Raw genomic sequence first — 25663 nt, forward strand, 5'->3', positions numbered from 1 at the left:
TCAGGGGGCGGTGACGAACACGTCGAAGAGCTCCGGGTGGTGGCCGTGCACCAGCACGCCGAAGACCACGAGGTCGAACAGCAGGTGCACGGCCACCACGTAGCTCAGGCTCTTGTAGCGGCTGAAGATCCAGCCCTGCACCAGCGCGAACGGCCCGGTCAGCAGCGGCCCCCACTCCCGGTAGCCGAGCTCCCACAGGAACGACGCGAAGACCGCCGCCTGCAGCAGGTTCGCCGTCGTCACCCCGAAGTGGCGGCGCAGCAGCGCGAACACCGTGCACACGAAGAACAGCTCGTCCCAGATCCCCACCGCGTTGACGCCCAGGAACAGGCGCGCGACGTCCTGCCCGCCGTCGAGCGGCGGCCAGTTGAGGTACGCCCCCGAGCCGAGGAAGTACCAGGGCAGCACCAGGTAGCCCACCAGCACGACGAGCACCAGGTACAGCCACTGCCCCCGCGACCAGCGCCGCCCCGTGCCGACCGGGAAGCGCACCGCGCCCGCCCCGCCGTCGTCGGCGAACAACCACCGCGACGCCGCCCACGGCACCAGCACGGCCAGGGAGAGGACGACGGCGAAGCGCGCGATGCCGGCGTCGGACAGGTCGGCCTCGAGCGAGATGGTGGAGATGATCCCCAGGGAGACGGCGACCAGGCCGAGGTCGCGCCCCAGCCGCCGGTCCACGACCAGCCCGAGGACCACCCCCGCCACGAGCGGCACGTAGCCCAGCGGGCGCACGTGCACCGCGAACAGCAGCACCGCGGACGCCGACACCAGCGCGGCCGCCGTCAGCCGCAGCACGCCGCGCGCGCCCCACCGCCCGCCGGGGGCGGGGCGGGGCGTCGGGCTGGCGGTCCCGGGGCGGGCGTCGGCGTCCATCTGCAGCGAGGATATCCACCGTTCGGCCGATCCTCCCCGGACGGCCCCGTGCGAGAATCCGAGGATGCGAGCAGGTCGCGGAGGGCGCCGACGGTCACAGGGGTGCGCCCCGTGATCCCCCCGCACCCGACCCGCGCCCTCGAGGCCGCCGGCCTCGCCCGCCCGTCCGCCGACGAGTCGTTCGACCGCATCGCCCGCCTCGTCCAGCGCCACCTCGGCGCACCGACCGCGCTCGTGACGATCGTGCTGCCCGGCGCGCAGGTCTACCCCGGCGCCGTCGGGCTGCCCGCGCCGTTCCAGCACACGCGCCGCACCACCTTCCCCGACCCGCTGTGCGGCGAGGTCGTCGAGACGGGGCAGCCCCTCGTCGTGGAGGACCTGCACGCCGACCCGCGCCTGGCGGCCACCTCCACGGTCACGCAGCTCGGTGTGTCGGCGTACGCCGGGTTCCCCGTCCACGACCGCAACGGGACCGTCGTCGGCACCGTCTGCGCCCTGGACGACGCGCCGCACGCGTGGAGCCCCACCGACCTCGCCACGCTCGCCGACCTCGCCGCCGCCTGCACCGCCGAGCTGCGCCTGCGGCTGGAGCGGCAGCGGGCGCACAGCATCCAGCGGGTCGCCGTGCACGCCACCCGCCGCACCCGCCTGCTGCTCGACCTCACCGAGCGGTTCGCCGGGGCGACGACGCTGACCGAGACGGTGGAGTCCCTGCGCACCGCCGGGACCGGCATCGGCACCATGTGGGCGGGCATGGCGCTGACCAACGAGTCCGGCACCGGGCTCACCCTGGTCGAGCGCGACGGCACCTACCCGCACCTGCCCCGCCACTGGCGGTTCGAGGACGACGGCATCGCGGCCGTCACCCGGAGCATGCGCCCCACCTTCTACCGCGACGGCGCCGCGCTGCTGCGCGAGCTGCCGTGGTTCGCCCCGTGGGTCGACGACTCGATGGGCGGGATGGCGTTCCTGCCGCTCGTCCTGGAGGACCGGCTGCTCGGCCTGGCGGCGCTGCTGTGGCACGGGCCGCGCGACCACGACGCGGAGAGCCGCCGCACCGCCGGCGCGCTCGCGTCCTGCGTGGTGCAGGCCCTCACCCGGATCCGGGTGCTGGAGGAACGCCACCGCGTGGCCACCACCCTGCAGACCGCGATGCTCACCGAGCTGCCCGAGGTGCCGCACCTCGAGCTCGCGTCCACTTACGCCTCGGCGACGCGCACCGACCAGGTCGGCGGCGACTGGTACGACGCCGTCGTGCCCGACTCCGGGTCGTGCGTGCTGATGATCGGCGACGTCACGGGACACGACATGCAGGCCGCGGCCCGGATGGGGCAGCTGCGCTCGATGCTGCGCACCCTCGTGTGGTGCCAGGACGCGACGCCCGCCGCGCTGGTGCGCGAGCTCGACCGCGCCAACCGGGGCCTCGGGCTGGCCGCCAGCGGGACGACGCTCGTCGCCCGCGTGGACCGCTGCCCGGACCCGGACGACGAGGCGGCCCCCGACGGCGGAGCGGCGCCGCCGCCCCCCGACGCGTACCGCCTGCGCTGGTCGAGCGCGGGCCACCCCCGGCCCGTCGTGGTGCGGGCCGACGGGCGGGTGGAGGAGCTGGCCGGGCGCACCGACCTCATGCTCGGCGTCGACCCGGCCACGGCGCGGCGCGACCACGCGGCGCGGCTGGCGCCGGGCGACACCCTCGTGCTGTACACGGACGGGCTCGTCGAGTCCCGCACCGTCGACTACGCCACCCGGACCGCCCAGCTGCACGACGCCCTGCGGGACCTCGCGCGCGGCCCGGTGCCGGACCTGCCCCGGGCGCTCGTGGACCGGATGGTGCAGGGGCAGCAGCGCGACGACGTCGCCGTGCTGGTGGCACGGGCACGCTGAGGTACGCCGGGCACCCGGTCAGGGGTGTGCGACGCCGAGGTCGACGAACATCGCCCGGTTGAGCCGGAACGCGACCTGCGCCTCGGCGACGGCGGCGTCCGCCTCCGCCGCGTCCAGCGCGAGGGCGTCGAGGCGCTCGCGGTACAGGTCCTTGAACGGCTTGACCTTGTCGATGGCCGGGAAGGTGTAGAACTCCAGCCCGGCGACGGAGAGCCCGTAGTGGCGCTGGAGCATCCGCTTGACCACCTGCCCGCCGGAGAGGTCGCCGAGGTAGCGGGTGTAGGCGTGCGCCGCGTAGGACGGCAGGTCCCCGCCCACGGCACGCAGCCGGTCCACGTACTGCTCCGTCGCGGGCAGCACGCGCGCGGTGTCGCGCCAGCCCGGCCCGTACAGGTGCGCGAGGTCGCGCTCGATCGCCGGGACGCGGGTCAGCGCGTCGAACACCAGGGCGCGGCCCCTGTCGTCGTGACGCATGCGCTCGCCCGCGCGCTCCAGCGCCGTGTAGATCGCGTGCTGCTGCACGGCGAGGTCGGCGTAGGCGTGGACGTCGAGGTCCCCCGCGAGGAGCCGTTCCACGAATCCCTCGGACTCGGCCTCGGCGTGCTCGGCGCGGGTCCCCTCGCGCAGCCGGGCGGACAGCGGGGCGGCCTGGGCGACGACCGACATCGTGCGACCTCCTCGATCGGCTCTCGCGGGGCACGGGCCACCGCACGTCCTGACACCGTGTCATGACATGGGCCCACCGTAGCAGCCTAGGTAAGGCTTGCCTACCTTGGTTGCGGGAACGTCGGACGCGCGGATGCCGGGCGGGCGGCCCCCGAGCGGGTGAGATCCCGGTGCGCCGCCACGGCACCTGCGGCAGGCTGACCCGGTGACGACACCGACCCCGCCCCCGGACGCCAAGGCCACGCTGCACCGCTACCTGCAGGGGGCGCGCGAGGCGCTCCTGTGGAAGACGGAGGGACTCTCCGAGCGCGAGCTGCGGATGCCCCGCACCCCGACCGGCCTCAACCTGCTGGGCCTGGTCAAGCACGCCGCCGGCGTCGAGCTCGGGTACTTCGGCGAGACGTTCGGGCGCACGTGGCCCGCGCCCGACGACGTGCCGTGGCTGCCGCGCCCGGGAGAGCCGTGGCCCGAGGACCCGCAGGTGGACTTCTGGGCGACGCCGGACGAGTCCGCCGGCTTCGTCACCGACCTGTACCGGCGGGTGTGGGCCTTCGCCGACGAGACGATCGAGGCGCTCCCGCTCGACGCGCCGGGCCGGGTCGCCTGGTGGGGCGTGCGCGGCGGCGTGACCCTGCACCAGGTCCTCGTGCACGTGACCGTCGACCTCTCCCGCCACGCCGGGCACGCCGACATCCTCCGCGAGGGCGTCGACGGCGCCGTCGGGATGCGAGCCGGCAACACCAACGTCCCGGGCGACGTCGACTACCCGGCGTACACCGCCCGCCTGCGGGAGATCGCCGAGCGGTTCCCGCGGGAGGCGTGACCCGCCCGCCGCCGGCTCAGCCCCAGGAGTCGCAGCCCCACCCGTCGCCGTCCGCGTCGAGGCGGTGGTAGTCGGTGCTGCCGACCCAGACCGTCTTGCGGACGTCCGAGCAGTCGAGGTCCGGCCCGCGCCGGTTCCACGGGCCCGAGACGTAGGTCCGCACGTAGTCGGCCGCCCGGTCGGCCCGCAGCGTGCTGGTGCCGCGGTAGATCACGACCCAGGTGCCGGACCGCTTCTGCGTGCGCTTCAGGCTGTACGCGCCCTTGCTGTTCGTGGTCACCTTCTTCACGGTGTACGGCGCGCGGGACCCGGCCGGGTCGAAGCGGACCACCACGGTCCGGCCCTTTGCCGGGCGCCACGTGCCCGACTTCTTCACCTTCAGGGTGCCGGCGATCTTCACCGTGCCGCCCTTCGCGACCGGCTCCGGCTTGGCGTTGACCGTAAGCGAGGTGGGATGGGGCGTGGCCGCCTGGGCGGGGGCGCCGAGGGCGCCGAGGGCGAGTACGGCGCCGAGGGTCACGGCGAGGAGTCGACGGGGCACGATGGTCTCTTTTCTCGAAGCAGGTGGAGCAGATCGTAGGCACACCGCGACCGCACGACGCAGCGCCCGCAGGGGTGAAAATGGTGCGGTGCAGTGCGACCACTACGACGCCGGCCGCTGCCGTTCGTGCACCCTCCTCGCCACGCCGTACCCGGCACAGGTGAGCGACAAGGCCGCGCGGGTGGCGGCGCTGCTGCCGGACCCCGGCATCGCGTGGCTGCCCCCGGCGACCGGGCCGGATTCAGGGTTCCGGAACAAGGCGAAGATGGTGGTCGGCGGGACGGCGGACGACCCCGTGCTGGGCATCCTCGGACCGGCGGGCGGGCCCGCCGCGGGTCAGCCGGTCGACCTCACCGACTGCGGCCTGTACCCGACGGAGCTGCAGGCGGCGTTCGGGCCGCTCGCCGCGTTCGTCGCGCGGGCCCGGCTGCAGCCGTACGACGCCGCCTCCCCGTCGCGCGGCCGGCGACGGCGTGAGTCGCCGCGCGAGTCCGCGTGGCGCGGCGAGCTCAAGCACCTGCTGGTGACGCTGTCGCCGGACGGCCGGCTCATGGTGCGGTTCGTCCTGCGCAGCACCGGACCGGTGGCGCGGGTCCGCAAGCACCTGCCGTGGCTGCTCGACGCGCTGCCGCAGGTCGACGTCGTCAGCGTGAACGTGCAGCCGGCGCACGCCGCGGTGCTCGAGGGCACCGAGGAGATCGTGCTCACCGAGCGCCGGACCCTCCCGATGCGCGTCCCTGTCGGGGACGACGGCATCACGCTGCACCTGCGGCCGCAGAGCTTCTTCCAGACGAACACGGCCGTCGCCGCGGCGCTGTACGCCCAGGCCCGCGCGTGGGTGGACGACGTCGCCCCCGCGTCCCTGTGGGACCTGTACTGCGGGGTCGGCGGCTTCGCGCTGCACTGCGCCGCCCCGGGCCGCACCGTGACAGGCGTCGAGATCTCGCCGGAGGCGGTCGCGAGCGCCACCACGACCCGCGACGAGCTCGCCCACCTGCCCGCCGGCGCCGTCGTCGGCGGGCGCGACGCCGCGTGGTGGGCGGACGCGATGGCCGGCGTCCGGTTCGCCGCTGGGGACGCCACCGTCACGCCGGACGGCGAGGCCCCCGAGATGGTCGTGGTGAACCCGCCGCGGCGCGGCATCGGCCCGGGGCTGTCCGGCTGGCTCGAGGACTCGGGGGCGTCGCACGTGCTCTACTCGAGCTGCAACGCGGTGACCCTGGCCGACGACCTCGCGCGCATGCCGTCCCTGCGGCCGCGGCGCGCCCGGCTGCTGGACATGTTCCCGCAGACCGACCACTACGAGGTGCTCGTGCTGCTCGAGCGGGCCTGACCCGCTACGGGGTCGAGGGCGGCCTCCGGGCCTCCACGGTCTCGCTCGGGTCCACGATGCGCTCCAGCCGGACGCGGGGCGCCTGCCCCGCCGGGGCCTCCACCTCGACGGTGACGGTGCTCGTGTCGTACCCGGACGACCACACGTGCCACTCGCGGGCGAACGGGTAGGCGCTGATCCACCAGTGCCGGGCCGGGGTGCTCGCCCGCGTGACGGTGACGTCGTCGCCCTCCGCGACCACGCGGTAGAGCCGGAACTTCGCCGGCACGTCCACGGTGAGCGTGTGCGTCACGGGCCCCGGCTCCGGCTCCGGCGTCGGGGTGGGGGTCGGCGTCGGAGTCGGGGTGGGAGCGGGGGTCGACGTCGGGGTCGGTGTCGGCGTGGGGTCCGGCGTCCGCGTGGGGGTCGGCTCCGGGGACGGCGTCGGGTCCGCAGAGGGCGTCGGGTCCGGGCTCGGCTCCCGGGACGGCGGCTCGGGCGACGGCGTGTCCGGCGACGGGGGCGGCACGGCCTCGTCGCCGGGCGGCGCCGGATCGGCAGGCGGCGCCGGGTCTGCGGGCGAGGTCGGGTCCGGCTGCGGGTCGGGCTCCTCGGCGGGCTCGGGGTCTGCCGGCGGCGCCGTCTCGACGGCGACCTCCGGCGCGGGCGCCGACGGCTCGACGACGGACGCGGAGGCCCGCTCCGGCGGCTGGCCGCCGCCCGAGACGGCCACGGCGACCACCGCGACGGCGAGCCCCGCGACCGCACCGGCCCCCACGATCCCCGCCTTGCCCAGCTCGGCGACCTTGAGCACCTGCAGGCGCAGCCACGCCCACACGGCCGCCAGGCCCGTGCCGAGCGAGCCCCACGCCAGCACGCCGGCACCCGACGTGCCGGCGCCGAGCGCGCCCACGACGACCGGCCCCGCCGCACCGGTGGCCGCGGCGCCGGTGAGCAGCAGCGGGCCGGCGTCGCGCAGCGCCCACGACGCCTCGCGCACGTCGATGAAGGCGCGCATGCAGCCGGTGCACGCGAACAGGTGGTCCTCGAGGACGGTGCGGCGCCGCGGCGCGAGGGCGTGCCGTACGTACGAGTGCAGCTCCTGCCGGGTGTCCAGGCATCCCGGCGGGCAGGCGCGGGCGTGCGCGTCCGCGAAGGCCGCGGCCAGCCGCTCCTCGGCCTGCCGGAGGCGGCGGGCCACCGACCGGGCGTGCACACCGAGCTCGGCCGCGATGCGCGAGACCTCGCGCCCGGCGACGTGACGCTGCCACAGCACCCGCTGGTCGTCGTGCGGCAGCGTCGCCAGGGCGGTCCGGAGCACGTCCGGGTCCGCCGTCCCCGCCGCGCCCGGCCCGTCGTCGTGCCCGGCGGCGACCGCGGCCGCCCGCATCCGATGGATGACGGCCTCGACGGCGGACCGGTCAGGTCGCCGGTGGCGGCCCTTGACTACGGTCACCTGCTCCCCCGTCCCTGCCGTCCGAGCCGATCCTCACGCCCGCGCGGTGCACGGGCCGGGGGACATGATCTCAGCGAGGAGTGGTGCCGAGGCAAATCTCCTGGGCGTCACGCACCGGTGAGCGCGCCGGACCGGCCCCTCCCCCGCAGCCCCATGAGCCGGTCGAGCGCCCCCTGCTCGACCGCCCCGCCGCCGGGGCGCGTACCGCCGGCGCCCTCGTCGAGGTCGCTGACCAGCGAGAACAGGTCCTTGGGGTCGGCGGGCTCGGCCACGAGGTCGAGCTGCCGCAGCAGGTCCGGCGGGACGTCGTCGCGCACGAACCGCAGCGTGGTCCAGTCCTCGACGGCGAAGCCCACCGAGTCGAAGACCGTCACGCGCGAGGCGTCCGGCGCGACCCGGTCGCCCGCGCGCCTCTCGAACGGCTCGCCCACGCCCGCCGGGCGCCCGGTGACGTCGCGGCCCGGCGCCCGCCCGGCGACGACCTCCCACAGCTCGGTCACGGGGAAGTCCGCCGGCATCTGCTGCAGCTCGCCCTCGACCCGGGTCTGCGGCTCGTACTCGACGTAGACGTCCGCGTCGGCGAGGATCCGCGGGTCGAGCTCGGTCTTGCCCGGGCAGTCGCCGCCGATGGCGTTGACGTGCACCCCCGGGTGCGCGAGCCGCGTCACCATGTCGTGGGTGAGCACGGTCGCGTTCGTCTTGTCGGCCGTGCAGGTGGTGACGACGTCCGCGCCCGTCACGGCGTCCTCGGCGCTGGTCGCCTCGTGCACGTGGAAGCCGAGCGCGCGAGCGTGCCGCACCAGCTTGGCGCGGGCGGCGGGGTCGGTGTCCCAGGCGCGCAGGTGCGTCACGCCCAGCGCGGCGCGCATCCCCAGCGCCTGGAACTCCGACTGGGAGCCGGTGCCGATCAGGGCGAGCGTGCGCGCCCCCGGGCGGGCGAGCAGCCGGGCGGCGAGCGCCGACGTCGCCGCCGTGCGCAGCGCGGTGAGCAGCGTCATCTCCGCGAGGAACGTCGGGTAGCCGTTGTGCACGTCCGCCAGGACGCCGAACGCGGTGACGGTCTGGTAGCCGCGGGCGGGGTTGCGCGGGTGCCCGTTGACGTACTTGAACCCGTAGGTGACGTCGTCGGCGGCGGGCATGAGCTCGATGACGCCGTCGCGGGAGTGGGACGCGACGCGGGCCCGCTTGTCGAGCTCGGGCCACCGCGCGAAGTCGGTGGCGAGCGCGTCGGTGAGGGCGGCGACGACGCGCTCGGGCCCGCGCCGGGCCACCCAGCGCGCGGCCGAGGCGACGTCGAGGAAGCTGACCGTGGTCATGCGGATCCCTCCACGGCACCCGCCGGCCGGAGCTCGAGGGTGCAGCACTTGACGGAGCCGCCGCCCTTGAGCAGCTCGGACAGGTCGATGCCGACGGGCTCGAAGCCGCGCTCGCGCAGCCGGTCGTGCAGGCCGGTCGCCCGGTCGGTGAGGAACACGTGCCGACCGTCGGAGACGGCGTTGAGGCCGAGGACGGCGGCGTCGGCGGGCGTGGCGAGGATCGCGTCGGGGTACCGCTCGCGCAGCACCGCCCGCGAGGCGGGGCTGAACGCCTCGGGCAGGTAGGCGACCGTGCCGTCCGCCGCGTCGAGCACCGAGAGCGCGGTGTCCAGGTGGTAGTAGCGCGGGTCGACGAGCTCCAGGGTGACGACCTCGACCCCCAGCCGCTCCGCGACCTCGGCGTGCCCGGCGCGGGAGGTGCGGAACCCGGTGCCGGCGAGCAGGACGTCGCCGGCCAGGAGCAGGTCGCCCTCGCCCTCGTCGAGCTCGGCGGCCTGCCCGAGGCTGGTGACGCCCAGGTCGCCGGCCGCGGCGAACCAGGCCTCGTACGCGGCGCCCTCCGGCCGGCGCTCGTCGTGCGTGAACCGTGCCGCGAGCGCGCGCCCGCCGACGACGACGCCCCCGTTGGCGGCGTAGACCATGTCGGGCAGGCCGGGCACCGGGTCGATGACGTGCACGGTGTGGCCGTGGTCCTCGTACGCGGTCCGCAGCGCCTCCCACTGGGCCATGGCGCGGCCTGGCTCGACGGGCACCGCGAGGTCCATCCAGGGGTTGATCTCGTAGAGCACGTCGAAGTAGGTGGGCGGGCACATGAGGAAGTGCCGCGGGGTGGCGGTGCGGTGCGCGGCCCCGGGCTCCGTGGCGATCGTGGGCTCGGTCGAAGGCACCGTGGTGGGTGTGATGGCCGTCATACTCGGACGCTAGGGGTCCGGTCGTTGCGCGAGGCGCGCGATTCGTTGCGCGTCCGGGCCTCGACTTAGCGGATCTGAACCTTCAGGTGAAGAATCTGACGCACGGAGGGAGCGAGGATGGACGCCGTCAACCGCAGGATCGTCGGGCACCTCATGCGCGACGGCCGCGCGACCTACGCCGAGATCGGCGAGGCGGTGGGCCTGTCCGCGCCGGCCGTCAAGCGCCGCGTGGACCTCATGCTGGCGCGCGGGGAGATCACCGGCTTCACCGTCCGGGTGGCCCCGGAGCAGCTCGGCTGGGGCGTGGAGGCCTACGTCGAGCTGTTCTGCCGGGGCAACGTCTCCCCCGCCACGCTGCGCCGCGACCTCGCGACCATCCCGGAGATCGTGCGGGTGGACACCGTCACCGGCGAGGCCGACGCGATGGTCCAGATCATGGCGGGCGACATGGGCGACGTCGAGCGCACCGTCGAGGCGATCCGCGCCGGGGCCCGCGTGGACAAGACGCGCACGTCGCTCGTCATGACGCGCGTCATCGACCGCCCCGTCGGCGGGCCGGCGCCGAGCACGACCTGACGGCCGCCACCCCGGTCGGTGACGGCCGTCAGGTCGTGCTCGGCAGCGAGGTCAGCCGCGGCCTGGCTTGCCGCTCGCGGTGACGTCGACCGTCGTGGTCGTCGTGCCCGCCTCGGTCGCGACGTCGCCGGAGTAGCGCACCTCGACCTCGACGGTGCCCTTGCGGAACGGGCCCACCCGCAGCGTGGCCGCGCCGTCGACCAGCTCCGCGGAGTCGAGCACCTCGCCGCCGACGACGGCCTCGACGGTGCCCGTCGGGACGACGGCGCCGGCGTCCACCGTGACCGCCAGGTCGGCGACGCCCTTCTTGTGCTTGATCACCGCGGGGCCCTCGACCGTCACGACCGGCTCGGCCTTCGCGACCGCGAGCGGCACGGTCACGCGGGTGCCCGTGGCGGGCCCGGTGAGCGTCAGCGCCGTCTCCCCCACGCCTACGTCGTCGGGCAGCGTGACCTCGACGGACGCCGTGCCGACCTCGTCGAACGCGTCACGGCCCACGGTGCTGTCCACCGCCGCCGTGCCGAGCTCGCGGTCGCCGAGGGCCACGACGAGCTCGTCGTCGGTCACGTCCGCGTCTCCGCTCATCGACCAGGAGGAGACGTCGAACGTCACGGTGGCGCCCGGCGTGTAGGCCTCCGGGGCGTCGGCCGGGAAGGAGACGCCGACGGCGCGCTGGGCCGGGTCGACCGGCAGTGCCGCGTCGCCGGCACGGGTCGCCATGTAGTCGACGAACGCGGACAGGTCGATCTTGCCCGTGTCGCGGGCGTCCGCGCCCTCGGCGAAGACGCGGAAGTTGTCCCCGCCGGTGGCGAGGAACGAGTTGACCGTCACCGAGTACGACGCCGCCGGGTCGATCGGTTCGCCGTCGAGCCACATCCCGGTGACCCGGTCGCCCTCGGGCCGCGCCGGGTCGTAGGTGGAGGTGAAGCCCGCGGAGACGCCGAGCCGCAGGAACGGCCGCGACGGGACGTTTCCGTCGGCGTCCCGCTGCCACTGCTGCTCCAGCGCCGTCCTGATCTGCTCGCCGGTGAGCCGCATGTTCACCAGCGTGTTGGCGAACGGCTGCACCACCGCGGCCTGCTTGTAGGTGACCGTGCGCGGGAACGCGTCGTCGCCGGTGCCGACCAGGTCCTCCCGCAGGCCGCCGGGATTCATGAACGCGATCTGCGCGCCACCAGTCTCCGCGGCCTCGGTGGCCCACCGCTGCACCTCCGCGACGAGGTTGCCGAGCGTGGACTCGCCGCCGCGGTTCTCGACGAGCACGTCCTCGCCCGTCTCGCTGTCCGTGGCCCAGCGCTGCGCCCGGTCGAACGCCCCGCCGATCTGGCCCAGCGGCTCCGCGCCGAGCACGTCGGCCTCGGCGACCGCGTCGTCGACGAGCTGCTGGACCTCCGGGTCCGCCGGGTAGTTGCCGGCCAGCGGGAGCACGTCCGTCGTCACGCCCTGCACGTCGCCCGACGCCGGGTCCACCGAGTAGACGAGCTGGTTGAGGTTGTAGCCGTACTGGCCGGCGGAGACCACCGGCCGCTCGGTGACCGCCTCGCCGGACCACTCGTCGACGCCGAAGGCGCAGTCGTAGGCGAGGTGCGTGTGCCCGGAGACGATCGCGTCCACCTCGGGGCTCACGTCGTTGACGATGCTCGCGAAGGCGTTGCCGGCCGTCGGCATCGAGGCGCAGTCCGTGGACTCCGCGCCCTCGTGCACCAGGAGGACGACGACGTCGGCGCCCTCGGCCTTGAGCGCGTCGGCCTCGGTGTTCGTCGTCTCGACGATGCTCTCGACCGACAGGTCCGCGATCCCGGACGGGCTGACGAGGGCCGGCAGCTCCTCCGTCACCGCGCCGACGAAGCCGACCTGCACGTCGCCGAAGTCCTTGATCCAGGTGGCGGGGACGGCGTCGTCGCCGGTGGCCTTCACCTTGAGGTTCGCGGCCACGTACTGCCACTCCGCGCCGCCGTAGGGGTTGGTCTCGGCGTCGTACGGCTCCATGACGCGGTTCATCAGGTCGTCGTAGCCCTGGTCCAGCTCGTGGTTGCCGACCGCCGAGACGTCGAGGCCCGCGGCGTTGAGGGCGGCGATCGTCGGGCGGTCGTGCTGGATGAACGACTCGAACGTGGAGGCGCCGATGAGGTCGCCGGCCGCCGCGAAGACGGTGTTCGGGTTCTCGTCGCGCAGCTGCTGGACGGCGCCGGCCAGCACGGCGGCGCCGGCCTCGCTGCGACTGGCCTGGATGCGGCCGTGGAAATCGTTCGTGGCGAGGATCTGGACGTCGACGGCGTCGGCGGCCTGCGCCGGGGCGACGGCCGCGGCACCGGTGGCCGCGAGGCCGAGACTCAGTGCCGCGGCGATCCGCCGTCGGAGGGTGGGACGGGCGATGGACATGGGCGCTCCCGAGGATGCGGTGGCTGTGGCCGATGCCAACCTAGCCACGCGGGCCCTCGCGTGCGTGTCGCGGCGGATAACGATCCGGAAACTCGCCCACCGTCAGGCCGTCGCGGGCTCCGGCTCGGGCACGGCGGGGGCCGACAGGTGCCCGGTGCGGCGCAGCCACCACTCCGCGAGGAGCGTCGTCAACGGCGGGACGGCGGCGGCGAGCGCCACCAGCGTGCGCCACCAGCCCCAGCGGTGCCGCACGGCCACGACCAGCGCGACCACGACGTACGCCACGAACGCGGCGCCGTGCAGGCGCCCGAACAGCCACACCCCGGCCTCCGTCGTCTCGGGGACGTACTTGAGGTACATCCCGACGAGCAGGCCCGCCCAGGTGAACGCCTCGATGACGGCGACGACGGCGAAGGCACGCCCGAGCGTGGACAGCGCGGGCCGGGTGGTGGGCGGGGTGGGCATCGGCAGACCTCTCGTCGGACGGCGGTGGCCCCAGTGTGCACGACGACGGCGCGAGGCCGCCCCGGCGAGGTGACAGGTCGTCGGGACCTGGTCACGGCGCCCGCGCCACCAGACCTTCGTCCCGGCGTCACCGCCGGGTCGCCGGCGCGACACCTGGCGCGGGTGGGATGACAGCGCATTCCGGCAGCACGGCCGTCTCGTCGAGGAGGATCACATGGACCGCACCCGCACCGGCGCGCCCCGGGGCATCACCCGCCGCTCGGCCCTCACCGCGGCCGGAGCCCTCGGGGCGCTCGGCGCCGTCGCCACGGCCACCGCCCCGGGTGCCGCCGCCACGACCCGCCCGCGCGACGAGCCCCTGATCGGGCGGGCGACGGGCCGCGACGTCCACGCGATGAGCTTCAACATCCGCTACGACCGCGAGGGGTCGACCCGGCCCGGCGACGCCGACTACTGGCCGGAGCGTGCGCCCCTGGTGACGGCGTTCCTCGCGCTGGAGCAGCCCACGCTCCTCGGCGTGCAGGAGGCGGAGTTCCACCAGCTCGCCGCCGTCGAGGAGGGGCTCGGCCGGCACTACCGCACGGTCGGCTTCGGGCGTGACGGCGGCGCCGGCGGCGAGTACTCCGCGATCTTCTACGACGCGCGCCGGCTCACGCTGCTCTGGTGGGACCAGTACTGGCTGTCGGACACCCCCGAGGTGATCGGCTCGGCGACGTGGGGCAACTCCGTCACCCGGATCGTCACCTGGGCCCGGTTCCGCGACGAGCGGACGGGCACCGAGCTCCTGCACGTCAACACGCACTTCGACCACCAGTCGGAGAACGCGCGCCTGCGCAGCGCGCGGGTCGTCGCGGCGCAGGTCGCCGAGGCGGGGCTGCCCGCCGTCGTCACCGGGGACTTCAACGCCGCCGCGGGGGCGTCCGCGCCGTACGACGCGCTCGTCGCCGAGGGCGGCCTGCTCGACACCTGGCGCGAGGCGGACGACCGGCTCACCCCCGAGGTGGGCACGTTCCCGAACTACGGCGAGCCCGACCCGGACGGCACCCGCATCGACTGGATCCTCGCCACGCCCGGCACGCGGGTGCGGGCCGCGACGATCAACACGTGGACGCACGACGACCGGTACCCGAGCGATCACACTCCCGTCCAGGCCCTGCTCCGCCTCGGCTGAGACGGAGGTGCAGCGCAGGGTGGGGGCCGAGGAACGAGGCACCCGCCCGCAGCGGAACCGCAGGCTCAGCCGACGGAGAGCACCGGCTGAGACGAACACCATCGGCTGACCGACGGTGAGCGTCTCTGTTCGTCAGGGATGCACGGTGGATACCTGACGAACAGAGACGCGCACCGATGAGTGCGGGCCTCCACAGCCGTCGGCACCGCATGACCCACGACATCGGACCCGCCGACGGCGACGCCCTCGGCCCGGAGCTGTTCGCGGAGGCCGACGGCGTCCGCCTCTGCTACCAGCACGTCGGCGACCCCGCTGACCCGACGGTGCTGCTGGTCGGCGGCGTGGGGTCCTCGATGGACTGGTGGCCTGCGGACCTCTGCGCCGCCTTCGCCGCCGCGGGACGGCACGTGGTGCGCTACGACCACCGCGACACCGGGCGCTCCACCACCTGCCCGCCCGGGGAGCCGGACTACACCGGCCGGGACGTCACGGAGGACGCGCTGCGCGTGCTCGACGCGGTGGGCGTCCGGCGCGCGCACCTGGTCGGCCTGTCCATGGGCGGCGCCGTCGTGCAGGAGCTCGCGCTCGAGCACCCCGACCGCGTCGCGACCGCGACGCTCGTCGCCACGTCCCGGGCGTTCGACGGCCCGCACGACGCGGCGCTGCCGCCGTCGTCCCCGGACCTCGACGGCCTCTGGGACGGCCCGCCGCCGGATCCCGCGGACACGGCGGCGCTCGTCGAGGCGTTCGTCGCCGAGGATCGGGCGCTCACCGGCCGCGGCCGGTTCAACGAGGCGCGCACCCGCGCCGTCGCGGCGCGCGCCGTCGCGCGGTCCGTCGACCCCACGGCCGGGGGCAACCACGTCGCCGCTTCCCCCGGGCGGCCGTTCACGGGAACGCTCGCGGAGCTCGCCGTGCCCACGCTCGTCGTGCACGGCACGGAGGACCCCCTGTTCCCGGGGCACGGCCCGGCGCTCGCCGCCGCGATCCCCGGCGCGCGGCTGCTGACGCTGGACGGCGTGGGCCACCAGGTGCCGCCGCCGGAGTCGTGGGACGTGCTGCTGCCCGCGCTGGTCCGGCACACGGCCTGACCGCGGGGGGCGTCAGCGGGCGAGCGGCCGCACCTGGTCGAGCGGGGCCTGCAGCTCCGCCGACCCGCCGGCGGGCCGGAAGCCGAGCGCGACGTTGATGGCGAGCATCGGCCCGTTGGTCTCGTTGTTCCAGGTGGAGACGCGCCGCGCTTCCGGGCGCAGCCGGGCGTGCTCGCGCAGGTTGACGGCCTTGACGAGCATCCCCAGCCGGTGCCCGCGGTGCTCGGGCAGCACCACCGTGCTCTCCTGCTCGGTGAGCTCGGGCCGGTCGTGGGAGTCGATCAGCTCCGTCGTCGCGACGAGGGTGCCCGTCGCGACGTGCTCGGCCACCGTGACCAGCAGCGTCTTGCCCGCCTCGGCGAGCTTGACCTGCTCGGTGCGCACCCGCTCGGCGTCCCAGCGCTCGACCTCGAGGTCCAGGCCGCCGTTCGGCTCGTCCTCGGTGAGGCGCTGCTCCAGGGCCGCGTACTGGACGAGCCACTCCTCGGGGACCCCGTCGCTCCAGGTGTGCACGCGGTACGCGTCCCCGGCCCGTGCGGCGGCCTCGGCCGCGAAGCGCTCGGCGACGCCGTCCGGCAGCGGCAGATCGAGCACCGAGCGGCACGCCACGATCTCCAGGCCCAGCCCGGCCCGCCGGGCGAACCGCATGCCGGGCAGGTCGGCGGACACCAGCCCGTCGCCCTCGCGGGGCACCATCGCGTCCGGGGCTCCCGCCGCGGGCTCGGTGGCGAACTCCACCTCGGCGAAGAGCGTCGTGCGTCCTTCCGTGAGCGCCACGCGGCGCAGCCGGTCGGCCAGGGCGCCGCCGATGCCGCGGCGCCGGTGCGACGGGAGCACGGCGACCCGCGCGACGGCGAGGTGCCGGTTGTCCCGCACGGGCAGCATGAGGACGCCGTGCCCGACGACGCGCGGCGTCCCGCCGTCGCCGGGGTCCTCCACGGCGACGAGGCGGTGCCGGCGCGCGTGCTCCTGGTGGCGGTCGCTCACGAGGACGTCGACCGCGGGCGGGGCGAAGTCGTCGTGGCCGAGGTCCGCGAGCGCGACGGCGCGCTCGACCGCGGCGACGCCGTGGTAGGTCCAGGCGTCCGGGGCGTCGAGCGAGTCGGCGCGCGGCGGCTCGACGACGCGCCACGCGGGCGGGGCAGGTGCGGTGGTCATGTCCCCACGGTGCTCCCGGCCCCGCCCGCGCGCCACGGTATTTCCGGCCGGCTCGGCCGAACCACCGCGTCAGCCGGCGAGCAGCTCCAGGGTGTCGACGACCCGGTGCGAGAAGCCCCACTCGTTGTCGTACCAGGCGACGACCTTCACGTGCCGGCCGTCGACCCGCGTGAGGGCCGAGTCGAAGACCGCCGAGGCGGGGCGGCCGGTGATGTCGCTGGAGACCAGCGGCTCCTCGGTGTACTCGAGGATCCCCATGAGGGGCCCGTCGGCCGCAGCGCGGTAGGCGGCGAGCACGTCGTCGCGAGAGACCTCGCGCGCCACGGTCGTGTTCAGCTCGACGAGCGACCCGACGGGCACGGGCACCCGGATCGAGTCGCCGGAGAGGCGGCCGTCCAACCGAGGCAGCACCAGCCCGATCGCCTTCGCGGCGCCCGTCGTGGTGGGCGCGATGTTCACCGCCGCCGCGCGGGCGCGGCGCAGGTCGCGGTGGGGCCCGTCCTGCAGGTTCTGCTCCTGGGTGTAGGCGTGCACCGTCGTCATGAAGCCGTGCTCGATGCCGGCCAGGTCGTCGAGCACGGCGGCCAGGGGCGCGAGCGCGTTCGTGGTGCACGAGGCGTTCGAGACGACGGTGTGCGCGGCCGGGTCGTAGACGTCGGTGTTCACGCCGTAGGCGAGGGTGACGTCGGCGCCGGACGACGGCGCGCTGACCAGCACGCGGCGGGCCCCGGCGTCGAGGTGGGCGCGGGCGTCGGCCGCGGCCGTGAAGCGGCCCGTGGCCTCCAGCGCCACGTCGACGCCGAGGTCGGCCCACGGCAGGGACCGGGGATCACGCTCGGCCAGCACCGCGATGCGGCGGCCGTCGACCACCAGGTCGGTGCCGTCGACGTCGACGGGCCGGTCGAGCCGGCCCAGCGAGCTGTCGTGGGCGAGCAGGTGGGCGAGCGTCTCGATGGGGGCGAGGTCGTTGATCGCGACGACGTCGAGGTCGCTGCCGCGCTCGATGAGGGCACGCAGGGTGTTGCGGCCGATGCGGCCGAAGCCGTTGATGGCGATGCGGGTCATGGAGTGTTCCCCTCTCTGGGCCGATCTCTGTGTCGGGCTCCATGCTCGGCGTCCGCCGGCACCGCGGACAGTGGCGCGAGCGCCCCGGTGCGCAAGGATCTCGCCCGATGTTTCGCCACCGGGCGCAAGGATCTCGCCACCGGGCGGGAAGTGCCCGGGCCGGTAGTCACGCCGAGAACGTGTGCCGGTACTCCGTGGGCGACGTGCCGAGGATCCGCTGGAAGTGCAGGCGCAGGTTCGCCCCGGACCCGAGACCGACGCGATGCGCGATCTGCTCCACCCCCAGGTCGGTGCGCTCCAGCAGCTCGCGGGCCACGTCCACCCGCGCCCGCAGCACCCACTGCATCGGGGTGTAGCCCGTGTCCTCCACGAACCTCCGGGAGAACGTCCGCGGCGACACCCGCGCGTGCCGCGCGAGCGTCTCCAGCGTCAGGCGCTCCGCGAGGTGCCGTAGCGCCCACTCGCGGGTGCTCGCGAACACGTCGCCGAGCGGCTCGGGCACGCTGCGCGGCACGTACTGCGCCTGGCCCCCGCTGCGGTACGGAGCCGCAACCAGCCGGCGCGCCACGTGGTTCGAGGTGCCGACGCCGTGGTCGCGCCGCACCAGGTGGAGGCACAGGTCGATCCCGGACGCCGCGCCCGCCGAGGTGAGCACGTCGCCCTCGTCGACGAACAGCACGTTCTCGTCCACCCGGACGTGCGGGAACCGCTCGGCGAGCGCCCGCGTGTAGTGCCAGTGGGTCGTGGCCCCCTTGCCGTCGAGCAGCCCCGCGGCCGCGAGCGCGAACGCCCCCGTCGAGATGGCCGCGAGCCTCGCACCGCGCGCGTGGGCGGCCCTCAGGGCGTCGACGACCGCGCCGGGTGGCGCCGTCGTCGCAGGGGCGCGGTAGCCGGGGACGAACACCGTGTCGGCGTGCTCCAGCGCCTCCAGCCCGTCGGCCACGTGGTAGGCGAGGCCGTCGCCGCCGGTGACCAGGCCCGGCGCCGCGCCGCACACCCGCACCTCGTACGGCATGCTCGGCCGGTGGGAGAACACCTGGGCGGGGATCCCGACGTCGAGCGGCTTCGCACCGTCGAGCACGAGCACGGCGACGAGGTGGTTCGCGCTCATCGCGCCTCGCCGAGCCGCCGCACCTCGGCCGCGTCGGGGAGCTTCGCCCACCAGTGGTCGTACCGCCGGTACGGGTGCGGGTCGCGGCCGGCGAGCATGCCCGCCAGGGAGGATGCCTCCGCGTCCAGCGCCGCCCACGCGTCGTCGGGCAGCGGCCGGAAGGCGGACGCCTCGACGACGGGGGCGCCGTCGGCCCCCTCGACCGTGCGCCAGACCCCCGCCACGTAGCCGTCGACGAGCAGCGTCGGCAGCACGTCGCCGTTGACGCGGGTCACGAGCCTGCGGTACTTGGGCGGGATGATCCGGCCGCGGTCGACGTACGCCAGCAGGGCGTTGTCCCACATCCCCAGCAGCCGCGGCGGGGCCGGGGCGTCGGCGGGCGGGCGGGGCGCCCCGGGGACGTCGTGCAGCGCCGTGCCGTCGGGCCCCTCCAGCACGTCGAGCTCGCCGGCCAGGGCCGCGACGGCGGCGCGCGCCCGCGACCGCTGCACCGTGAGGAAGTGCGCGACGTCCGCGACCGATGCCGGCCCGAAGGCCTCCAGGTAGCGGCGCACGAGCGGCACGAGCGCGTCGTCGGGGTCGCCGGTCAGCCCCGTGCCGGTGAGGCGCGGGTCGTCCAGCCCCGGGGCCGGTACCCAGGAGACCCGGGCCGGGAACGACCAGGGGTCGCCCGTGGGCGCGTGCACGAACGGCCCGTAGTGCCGCAGCGCCCACCAGGCCCGCTTGCCGCCGCCCGGGTGCTGCTCCTCGATCCAGGCGACGAGGTCGTCGGTGGTGCGGGGGCGGTCGAGCCGCGCGAGCAGGCCCGGCTGGAGGGCGTCGGCGTCGGCCGCCGTCAGGCCCGTCTCGGTGAACCGGCGGTCGGCGAGCCGCGCCCCGCGCAACGACGGCTGCATCGCCGTGCGGAAGCGGGGATGGTCGCGGGCGTGCACCGTGTGCAGCGTGATGCGCAGCGACGTCCCGCGCACGAGCTCCCGGTCGGCGTAGGCGGCGTCCAGCGCGGCGGGGTCGAACCCGTCCACCCGGTTCCACAGCGCCAGGTACGGGGAGGCGGGGTGCTGCGCCTGGAGCGCCACGACGCGCCGTACCACGCCCGCGAGGCCGTCGCCGTCGGCGGGCCGTTCGCGGCCCAGCAGGAGCTGCCGGGCGAGCGTGGCCCGGTTGAGCTCGCGCGCGGTGAGAGGTTCGGCACCCATGGCCCGAGCATCGCAGCCCCGTCCGACAAGGCCCGCGTTCTGACAAACGCGCCCCTGTGCGGCTACCGTCTCCCTGATGACGACCGAGACCCCGCTGCCGGTGACCACGGACAGGCTGGTCCTGCGTGCCCACCGGCACGAGGACCTCGACGCGCTGCACGCGTACTACTCGGACCCCGAGGTGTCGCGGTACCTGCTCGAGGACGCCTGGACGCCCGAGGAGGCCGAGCTCCAGCTCGCGAAGCGGATCGCCCGCACGGGGATCCGCGAACCCGGGTCCGCGCTGGCCCTGGTCGTGGAGCACGAGGAGACGGTGGTCGGCGACGTCGTGCTGTGGACGACGGGCGACACCACCTCGCGCGGCGAGATCGGCTGGGTGTTCCACCCGGACCACACCGGGCGGGGGTTCGCCACCGAGGCGGTGCGCGCCGTGCTCGGCCTGGCGTTCGACTTCTACCGGATGCACCGCGTCGTCGCCCAGCTCGACGCCCGCAACGAGCGCTCGGCGCTCCTGTGCGAGCGGGTCGGGATGCGCCGCGAGGGGCACCTGCGCCAGGACTGGTGGTCCAAGGGCGAGTGGACCGACACCCTCGTCTTCGGCCTGCTCGCCTCCGAGCGCTGACCCACCAGGCCCCCTCCCTGCCGAACATGTGGTTCGTCCGGGACTCGGGGTCCGAGTCCCGGACGAACCACATGTTCGGCAGCCGGGAAGGACATGGTCAGCCGGCCGTGCGGACGCGCTCGGCGAGGAACACCGCCCACGTCTGCCTGCCGACGGCGCGGTCGGGCGCCAGGTTGGCGCCCGCGGCGTAGGCGCGTGACGCCGCCCCCGGCACCCGGACGGGCACCGTCGGCCGGCGCGACCCGGCCGCGCGGAGGTAGGCCCGGAGCAGGTCGCGGAAGGTGTGGACCTCCGGGCCGGCCACGTCGGGCACCCGCCCCCGAGGGGCGCCGAGCGCGAGCTCCGCCACGCGGGCCGCGACCTCGTCCGCCGCGATCGGCTGCGCCTTCCACCCGGTGGGCGCGGGCAGCACGGGCAGCCTCGCGAGGGTGCGGGCGGCGCCGAGCACGAGCTCGTGGAACTGCGTGGCGCGCAGGTTCGTCCACGGCAGCCCGGCCCCTTCCAGCACCCGCTCGGCGGCGGCCTTGTCCGCCATGTACCCCAGCGCCCGCCGGTCGAGGGCCGAGCGCACCGGCACCAGCTCGGCGCCCACCACGGAGACGTTGACCAGGTGCGGCGTCTCCCCCGCGTCGCGGATCGCCCGGACCAGCGCCGACGCCACGGACGCGTTGTGCCGCTCGTCGCCCGCCAGGTGGACGACGACGTCGGCGCCCCGCACGGCCTCGGCCAGGCCCTCGCCGGTCCCCCAGTCGCCGACGACGTGCTCCACGCCGTCCCCGGAGGCGTGCGGGCCACGGCTCAGCACCCGGACCTCCACGTCCGCCGTCCGCAGCCGCGGCACCACCAGCGAGCCCAGCGTGCCCGTCCCGCCCGTCACGAGGATGCGCGTCATCGGTCGTCCTTCCTTCTCGTGGTCCCGCGGGACACCTTGCCCCACCCTCGACGGGGCGTCGCGCCCGGACGTGACGGCGGACGCGACGACGGGGTGGAACCGTGGTCCGGTTCCACCCCGTCGTCCTTGCACGAGGCGCGGGGAGCTAGGACGCGCCTCGGGTACCGCCTGCGGTCGTCATACCCCCGGGGCCGCAGGCGGAGCAGCGGGCGGAGCGGGGGGCGCCGTGCCGCCACCCGGCGTCTCCGCCTTGGTCTCCAGCTTCGCCAGCGAGCGGGCCGCCGCGTCCCGGCCACCGAGCCCGAAGGCGAGCGCCGCGGCGAGCGCGCCGCCGACGACCAGCGAGCCGAAGGCCAGCGTGATGATCGAGTCGGCCAGCCCCATGTACTGCAGGCCGATGGCGGAGAACAGCACGATGGTCGCGTAGCGGATGATCGTGCTGGCCGTGCCCTCGACGATCTTCGCCAGCAGGTTCGCGATGAACACGCCGGCCGCGATGATCGCGCCGCCGATGACGACCTTGCCGCCCAGGACGAGGATCTCGTTGAGCAGGTTCGTGATCGTCGGGAAGCCGAGCAGCTGCGCGGCCATGATCGCGAAGAACACGAGGATCGCGATCTTGACGACCAGGGTAATCACCGCCGACGGGCTCGTGCGGCCCGTCGTGACGCCGAGCCTGGCGACGGCGTCGTCCGTGCCGACGCCTCGCAGGGTGCCCTCGAGGATGTCGCCCACGAACTTGGCGATGAGGAAGCCGATGCCCAGGACGACCAGCGCGGCGATGATGCGCGGCACGGCCGCGAGGATCATCTCCAGCATCGCGGTCGCCGGCGCGGAGATCGACGAGATGCCGAGGATCTGCAGAGCAGCGATGGCGACGACGATGAGGATGATCGCGAACACGAGGTTGGCGATCACGGAGACGATGCGGGCGTTCGTCTCACGGGTCGACGTGGCCGTCGCGGCGTCCCCGGCCTCGACCGGCGTCGTGCCGTCGGCGCCGACGGAGGACGCCGCACCCTTGGCCTTGCCGAACAGCGCCGCGAAGTCCACCGTGCCGAGCACGGCCTCGATGAGCTGCTTGATGATCGTCGCGATGACGTAGCCGATGAAGAAGACGAAGGCTGCCCCGATGATGTTCGGCAGGTAGCCCATGATCGTGTCGAGCATGCCCTGGATCGGGCCGAGGACGTCCCGCAGCTGGAACACCTGCAGCACGGCGATGAGGCCGAAGAGCCAGACGAGCAGGGCGGCGATCTTGCCGATCGAGTCACCGATCTCCTGGCCGTTCGCGCCCTCCTTCTGCAGGAAGCCGATGCGTGCGACCAGCTTCGCGACGATCCATCTGACGAGGCGCGCGACGATCCACGTCGCGATGAGGATGACGACGGCGAGGACGACCTTGCCGAGTATCCCGGCCCAGTCGTAGCTGTCTGCGATGTCCATGGGGTCTCCAGGTCCTTCCTCGGGCGGTGCGAACTCACTCCGGCGGTCGAGGTGTGCTGGGGATCACATCTCTACGAAGTGCGACGTTACCGAACTGTCCGGAATCCGCATCTCGGGCACATCTTCACCACAGCAGCGTGACCTCATCGTGACCTCGCACGCCGCGGCGTCAGCGGCGTGTCCCGAGGTCGGCCGGTGCCACGTCGGCGGCGGTCCGGGCGTGCAGGTGCATGTCGTGCCACCCGTCGGTGTGCCGCACGGCGCCGCGCAGCACCCCCTCGGCCGCGAACCCGGCCTTCTGCACCACCCGGCACGACGCCGCGTTCGCGGTCGAGTGCGCCAGCTCCAGCCGGTGGAACCCGACGTCGAACGCCCACGCCGACGCCACGGCGAGCGCCGCCGGCGCGACACCCCGACCGCGGGCCGCCGGCACCGTCCAGTAGGCGATCACACCCACGCCCTGGGGGTCGAACAGCTTCACCGCGACCCGCCCGAGCAGGCCGTCGCCCGGCCCCGCGACGGCCCAGCTCGACTCGCGCCCCTCGGACCACCCCGTCCGCCACCGGGCGAACGGCGCGAACGGAGGCGGCAGCAGGACGGGCATGCCGCGATCCTGGCACGGCCCCGCCGCCGCTCAGCCGTGCCCCGCCAGGTGCGGCGAGCGCCCCGGCACGGCGTCGGACCCCGGCTCGACGACGAGGAACTGGCCCATCATCCCCTCGTCCTCGTGCCGCAGCATGTGGCAGTGGTACATGAACGGCACCCGGTCGTCCGTGTAGTCCTCGAAGCGCAGCAGCAGCCGGTACGTGCGTCGCGGCTCCACGTACACGGTGTCCTTGGGCCCCGCGAGCTCGGGCGGCGGCGGCTCGCCGTCGACGGACAGGACGCGGAACTGCACGTCGTGCACGTGGAAGCTGTGAGGCATCGGCACGGTGTTGCGCACCTCCCAGACCTCCGTGTCGCCGACGGTCGCGACCTCGTCGATCCGGCCCATGTCCATGAGCTCGCCGTTGATCCGGCGCTGGTCGAGCTCGAAGGTCCGCGTCACGGTCGCGTCCTCCTCGCGCAGGGCGTCCTCCTCGGCGTGGGCGGAGGGGCCCCACGCCGGCGCCGGGGAGGGGGCGAGCTCGTCGGCCGCGCGCAGCTCGAGCACGTCGAACGCGTCGTTGCCGCCCATCGCGAACGGCGCCGCGACGCCGCCCAGGTCGGCCTCGGAGGAGCGCAGCCGCGTCGTCCCGCCCGGCGCCATCCGCACGACGACCTCGGCCCGCTCGCCCGGGGCGAGCCGCACGTGGTCGAGCCGCACCGGGGCGTCGAGGAGGCCGCCGTCGGTCGCGACCAGGTCCATCGCCCGGTCGGCGAACCCGAGGGAGTAGGTGCGCGCCGACGACCCGTTGAGCAGCCGCAGCCGCACCCGCTCGGTCGTCACCTCCTGGAACGCGCCGGCGACGCCGTTGACCAGCACCGTGTCGCCGAGCTGGCCCGGCTCCGCGCCGTCGTCCTCCAGCACGAGCCGCCCGTCGTCGTCGAGCACCTTGTCCTGCACGACGACGGGCAGGTCGTCCACGCCGTACTCGCTCGGCAGGTCCGCGGCCCGCGAGGCGTCGTCGTCGAGGAGGAACATGCCGGCCAGGCCGCGGTAGACGTGCTCCTCCGTCTTCCCGTGCAGGTGCGGGTGGTACCAGAGGCACGCGGCGGGCTGGTCGATCGTCCACGTCGGACGCCACGTCTCGCCGGGCTCGATCGTCTGGTGCGGGCCGCCGTCCATCGCCGCGGGCAGGTGCATGCCGTGCCAGTGCACGGTCGTCGTCTCGCCGACGTCGTTCGTCACCTCGACGGCGACCTTCTCGCCGCGATGGGCCCGCAGCGTCGGCCCCAGGTAGGAGCCGTCGAAACCCCACGTCTCGGTGGTCATGCCGTCGACGAGCTCGCTGGTGCCCCGCTGCGCGGTGAGGCGGAACGTGCGCACCCCGTCGACGACGTCGGACTCCGCGAGCGGCGGGATCACCAGCTCGCGCGTGAACTCCGGCTCGTCGACACCGGTCACCGACCCGGGGATCATGCCGCAGCCGGCGAGGGTGACGGCGGCGGCCGCGACGGCCGCGAGCGCCGCCGTCGTACGAGCGCGGCTCACCGGGCCTCCCCGCGCGCCTTCTGGACGGCGAGGGCGACGAGCCCGGCCAGGGCGCCCCACACCGTGTCCATCGCGAGCGCGGGGATCACCGTCCACGCGGCGCCGTCGCCGGGCATCCCGACGCCGCCGAACAGCATCGAGACCAGCATGGCGACGACGCCGAACGCCAGGCCGGTGAGCGTCAGGGTCGCGACGGGGCGCGGCACGCGCCCGAACCCGACGACGCCGATCCACACGACGGCGGTGATCGCGACGATGGTGAGCGCGCGGGGGGCGCCGGTGCCGCCGATGCCGGTGAGCGCGGTGAGCGGCCACAGCAGCGCCATGGACGCCAGGCCGGCCACGACGGCCCAGGGGATCCCCGGCCGCGGCTGCGGCGCCGGGTGCTGCGGGGACGGGTGCTGCCGGGGGTGCTGAGGGTGCTGGGGTGAGGTCATGTCCCGACGATCACCCGGCGGCCCCGCACGCCACATCGGCCCGAGAGCGTCTCCCGGTGTCGCCCGGGAGCGACACCCGACCCTGACCCGGCCCCTGCCCCGGGCCGTGGGCGCGGGGCTCCTCTAGCCTGG

General features: G+C 75.0%; 24 protein-coding genes. 7 read left to right on the top strand and 17 right to left on the bottom strand.

Annotation, left to right across the window (positions count from 1 at the left end; translation table 11 throughout):
• Complete coding sequence (locus tag EYB28_RS00365; protein WP_166843891.1) at nucleotides 1-876, bottom strand: CPBP family intramembrane glutamic endopeptidase; 876 nt, start codon at nucleotides 874-876, stop codon at nucleotides 1-3.
• Between the two features lie 111 nt (nucleotides 877-987).
• On the opposite strand from EYB28_RS00365, the gene EYB28_RS00370 reads away from it, so the two are divergent.
• Entirely contained in the window at nucleotides 988-2760 is a 1773-nt protein-coding gene (locus tag EYB28_RS00370; protein ID WP_166843892.1) for a SpoIIE family protein phosphatase, read from the top strand.
• A gap of 18 nt (nucleotides 2761-2778) precedes the next feature.
• On the opposite strand, the gene EYB28_RS00375 is transcribed toward EYB28_RS00370, so the two are convergent.
• A complete protein-coding gene (locus tag EYB28_RS00375) occupies nucleotides 2779-3426 on the bottom strand; it encodes a heme oxygenase (biliverdin-producing) (protein WP_166843893.1) in 648 nt (215 codons plus the stop codon).
• A 205-nt stretch (nucleotides 3427-3631) separates the two neighbouring features.
• Here EYB28_RS00375 and EYB28_RS00380 point away from each other — a divergent pair, with 205 nt between their 5' ends.
• Nucleotides 3632-4249, top strand: a complete 618-nt coding sequence (locus tag EYB28_RS00380; protein ID WP_166843895.1) for a DinB family protein — start codon at nucleotides 3632-3634, stop codon at nucleotides 4247-4249.
• Nucleotides 4250-4265: 16 nt separating this feature from the next.
• Here the strand turns inward: EYB28_RS00380 and EYB28_RS00385 are convergent, their stop codons facing one another.
• Nucleotides 4266-4790 (bottom strand): excalibur calcium-binding domain-containing protein, encoded by a 525-nt coding sequence (locus tag EYB28_RS00385; protein ID WP_166843896.1) that lies wholly within the window; start codon nucleotides 4788-4790, stop codon nucleotides 4266-4268.
• An 88-nt stretch (nucleotides 4791-4878) separates the two neighbouring features.
• Here EYB28_RS00385 and rlmC point away from each other — a divergent pair, with 88 nt between their 5' ends.
• Nucleotides 4879-6123: a 23S rRNA (uracil(747)-C(5))-methyltransferase RlmC gene (gene rlmC, locus EYB28_RS00390; protein WP_166843897.1), complete on the top strand. Its 1245-nt coding sequence runs from the start codon at nucleotides 4879-4881 to the stop codon at nucleotides 6121-6123.
• Between the two features lie 4 nt (nucleotides 6124-6127).
• Here the strand turns inward: rlmC and EYB28_RS20465 are convergent, their stop codons facing one another.
• From EYB28_RS20465 to ddaH, 3 genes are all read right to left on the bottom strand, one after another.
• Nucleotides 6128-7558 (bottom strand): RNA polymerase sigma factor, encoded by a 1431-nt coding sequence (locus tag EYB28_RS20465; RefSeq protein WP_166843899.1) that lies wholly within the window; start codon nucleotides 7556-7558, stop codon nucleotides 6128-6130.
• A 107-nt stretch (nucleotides 7559-7665) separates the two neighbouring features.
• Nucleotides 7666-8874: an ornithine cyclodeaminase gene (locus tag EYB28_RS00400; RefSeq protein WP_166843900.1), complete on the bottom strand. Its 1209-nt coding sequence runs from the start codon at nucleotides 8872-8874 to the stop codon at nucleotides 7666-7668.
• The gene (gene ddaH, locus EYB28_RS00405) at nucleotides 8871-9785 is read right to left on the bottom strand and encodes a dimethylargininase (protein ID WP_166843902.1); all 915 of its coding nucleotides are present in this window, start codon (nucleotides 9783-9785) and stop codon (nucleotides 8871-8873) included. The genes EYB28_RS00400 and ddaH overlap by 4 nt, the downstream gene beginning before the upstream one ends.
• A 117-nt stretch (nucleotides 9786-9902) precedes the next feature.
• On the opposite strand from ddaH, the gene EYB28_RS00410 reads away from it, so the two are divergent.
• Nucleotides 9903-10361 (top strand): Lrp/AsnC family transcriptional regulator, encoded by a 459-nt coding sequence (locus EYB28_RS00410; RefSeq protein WP_166843903.1) that lies wholly within the window; start codon nucleotides 9903-9905, stop codon nucleotides 10359-10361.
• A gap of 51 nt (nucleotides 10362-10412) precedes the next feature.
• On the opposite strand, the gene EYB28_RS00415 is transcribed toward EYB28_RS00410, so the two are convergent.
• Together EYB28_RS00415 and EYB28_RS00420 are read right to left on the bottom strand one after the other, a co-directional pair.
• On the bottom strand, nucleotides 10413-12743 hold the full coding sequence (locus EYB28_RS00415; RefSeq protein ID WP_205710798.1) for a bifunctional UDP-sugar hydrolase/5'-nucleotidase: 2331 nt from the start codon (nucleotides 12741-12743) through the stop codon (nucleotides 10413-10415).
• A 102-nt stretch (nucleotides 12744-12845) separates the two neighbouring features.
• Nucleotides 12846-13208, bottom strand: a complete 363-nt coding sequence (locus tag EYB28_RS00420) for a DUF3817 domain-containing protein (protein ID WP_166843904.1) — start codon at nucleotides 13206-13208, stop codon at nucleotides 12846-12848.
• A 214-nt stretch (nucleotides 13209-13422) separates the two neighbouring features.
• Between EYB28_RS00420 and EYB28_RS00425 the strand changes: the two genes are divergently transcribed.
• The gene (locus EYB28_RS00425; RefSeq protein ID WP_166843906.1) at nucleotides 13423-14379 is read left to right on the top strand and encodes an endonuclease/exonuclease/phosphatase family protein; all 957 of its coding nucleotides are present in this window, start codon (nucleotides 13423-13425) and stop codon (nucleotides 14377-14379) included.
• Nucleotides 14380-14588: 209 nt separating this feature from the next.
• A complete protein-coding gene (locus EYB28_RS00430; protein WP_166843907.1) occupies nucleotides 14589-15470 on the top strand; it encodes an alpha/beta fold hydrolase in 882 nt (293 codons plus the stop codon).
• 12 nt (nucleotides 15471-15482) lie between these two features.
• Here the strand turns inward: EYB28_RS00430 and EYB28_RS00435 are convergent, their stop codons facing one another.
• The 4 genes from EYB28_RS00435 to EYB28_RS00450 all read right to left on the bottom strand — a co-directional run bounded on the left by EYB28_RS00435 (nucleotide 15483) and on the right by EYB28_RS00450 (nucleotide 20000).
• Nucleotides 15483-16628: a GNAT family N-acetyltransferase gene (locus tag EYB28_RS00435; protein ID WP_166843909.1), complete on the bottom strand. Its 1146-nt coding sequence runs from the start codon at nucleotides 16626-16628 to the stop codon at nucleotides 15483-15485.
• Between the two features lie 69 nt (nucleotides 16629-16697).
• The gene (gene gap / locus EYB28_RS00440; protein WP_166843910.1) at nucleotides 16698-17693 is read right to left on the bottom strand and encodes a type I glyceraldehyde-3-phosphate dehydrogenase; all 996 of its coding nucleotides are present in this window, start codon (nucleotides 17691-17693) and stop codon (nucleotides 16698-16700) included.
• A 166-nt stretch (nucleotides 17694-17859) separates the two neighbouring features.
• The gene (locus EYB28_RS00445) at nucleotides 17860-18804 is read right to left on the bottom strand and encodes a GlxA family transcriptional regulator (protein ID WP_166843912.1); all 945 of its coding nucleotides are present in this window, start codon (nucleotides 18802-18804) and stop codon (nucleotides 17860-17862) included.
• Complete coding sequence (locus EYB28_RS00450; RefSeq protein WP_166843913.1) at nucleotides 18801-20000, bottom strand: winged helix DNA-binding domain-containing protein; 1200 nt, start codon at nucleotides 19998-20000, stop codon at nucleotides 18801-18803. Before EYB28_RS00450 ends, EYB28_RS00445 begins: the two co-directional genes overlap by 4 nt.
• A 76-nt stretch (nucleotides 20001-20076) precedes the next feature.
• Between EYB28_RS00450 and EYB28_RS00455 the strand changes: the two genes are divergently transcribed.
• Nucleotides 20077-20622, top strand: a complete 546-nt coding sequence (locus EYB28_RS00455; RefSeq protein WP_166843915.1) for a GNAT family N-acetyltransferase — start codon at nucleotides 20077-20079, stop codon at nucleotides 20620-20622.
• Between the two features lie 97 nt (nucleotides 20623-20719).
• On the opposite strand, the gene EYB28_RS00460 is transcribed toward EYB28_RS00455, so the two are convergent.
• From EYB28_RS00460 to EYB28_RS00480, 5 genes are all read right to left on the bottom strand, one after another.
• Nucleotides 20720-21514: an SDR family oxidoreductase gene (locus EYB28_RS00460; protein WP_166843916.1), complete on the bottom strand. Its 795-nt coding sequence runs from the start codon at nucleotides 21512-21514 to the stop codon at nucleotides 20720-20722.
• Between the two features lie 177 nt (nucleotides 21515-21691).
• Nucleotides 21692-22960: a mechanosensitive ion channel gene (locus EYB28_RS00465; RefSeq protein WP_166843917.1), complete on the bottom strand. Its 1269-nt coding sequence runs from the start codon at nucleotides 22958-22960 to the stop codon at nucleotides 21692-21694.
• A 169-nt stretch (nucleotides 22961-23129) separates the two neighbouring features.
• Nucleotides 23130-23564 (bottom strand): GNAT family N-acetyltransferase, encoded by a 435-nt coding sequence (locus EYB28_RS00470; RefSeq protein WP_166843919.1) that lies wholly within the window; start codon nucleotides 23562-23564, stop codon nucleotides 23130-23132.
• Between the two features lie 30 nt (nucleotides 23565-23594).
• Nucleotides 23595-25094: a multicopper oxidase family protein gene (locus tag EYB28_RS00475; RefSeq protein ID WP_240930319.1), complete on the bottom strand. Its 1500-nt coding sequence runs from the start codon at nucleotides 25092-25094 to the stop codon at nucleotides 23595-23597.
• Complete coding sequence (locus tag EYB28_RS00480; RefSeq protein WP_166843921.1) at nucleotides 25091-25531, bottom strand: hypothetical protein; 441 nt, start codon at nucleotides 25529-25531, stop codon at nucleotides 25091-25093. The genes EYB28_RS00475 and EYB28_RS00480 overlap by 4 nt, the downstream gene beginning before the upstream one ends.
• Between the last annotated feature and the right edge of the window lie 132 nt (nucleotides 25532-25663).

The sequence above is a fragment of the Isoptericola sp. BMS4 genome, assembly GCF_011634835.1.
Classification (GTDB): domain Bacteria; phylum Actinomycetota; class Actinomycetes; order Actinomycetales; family Cellulomonadaceae; genus Isoptericola.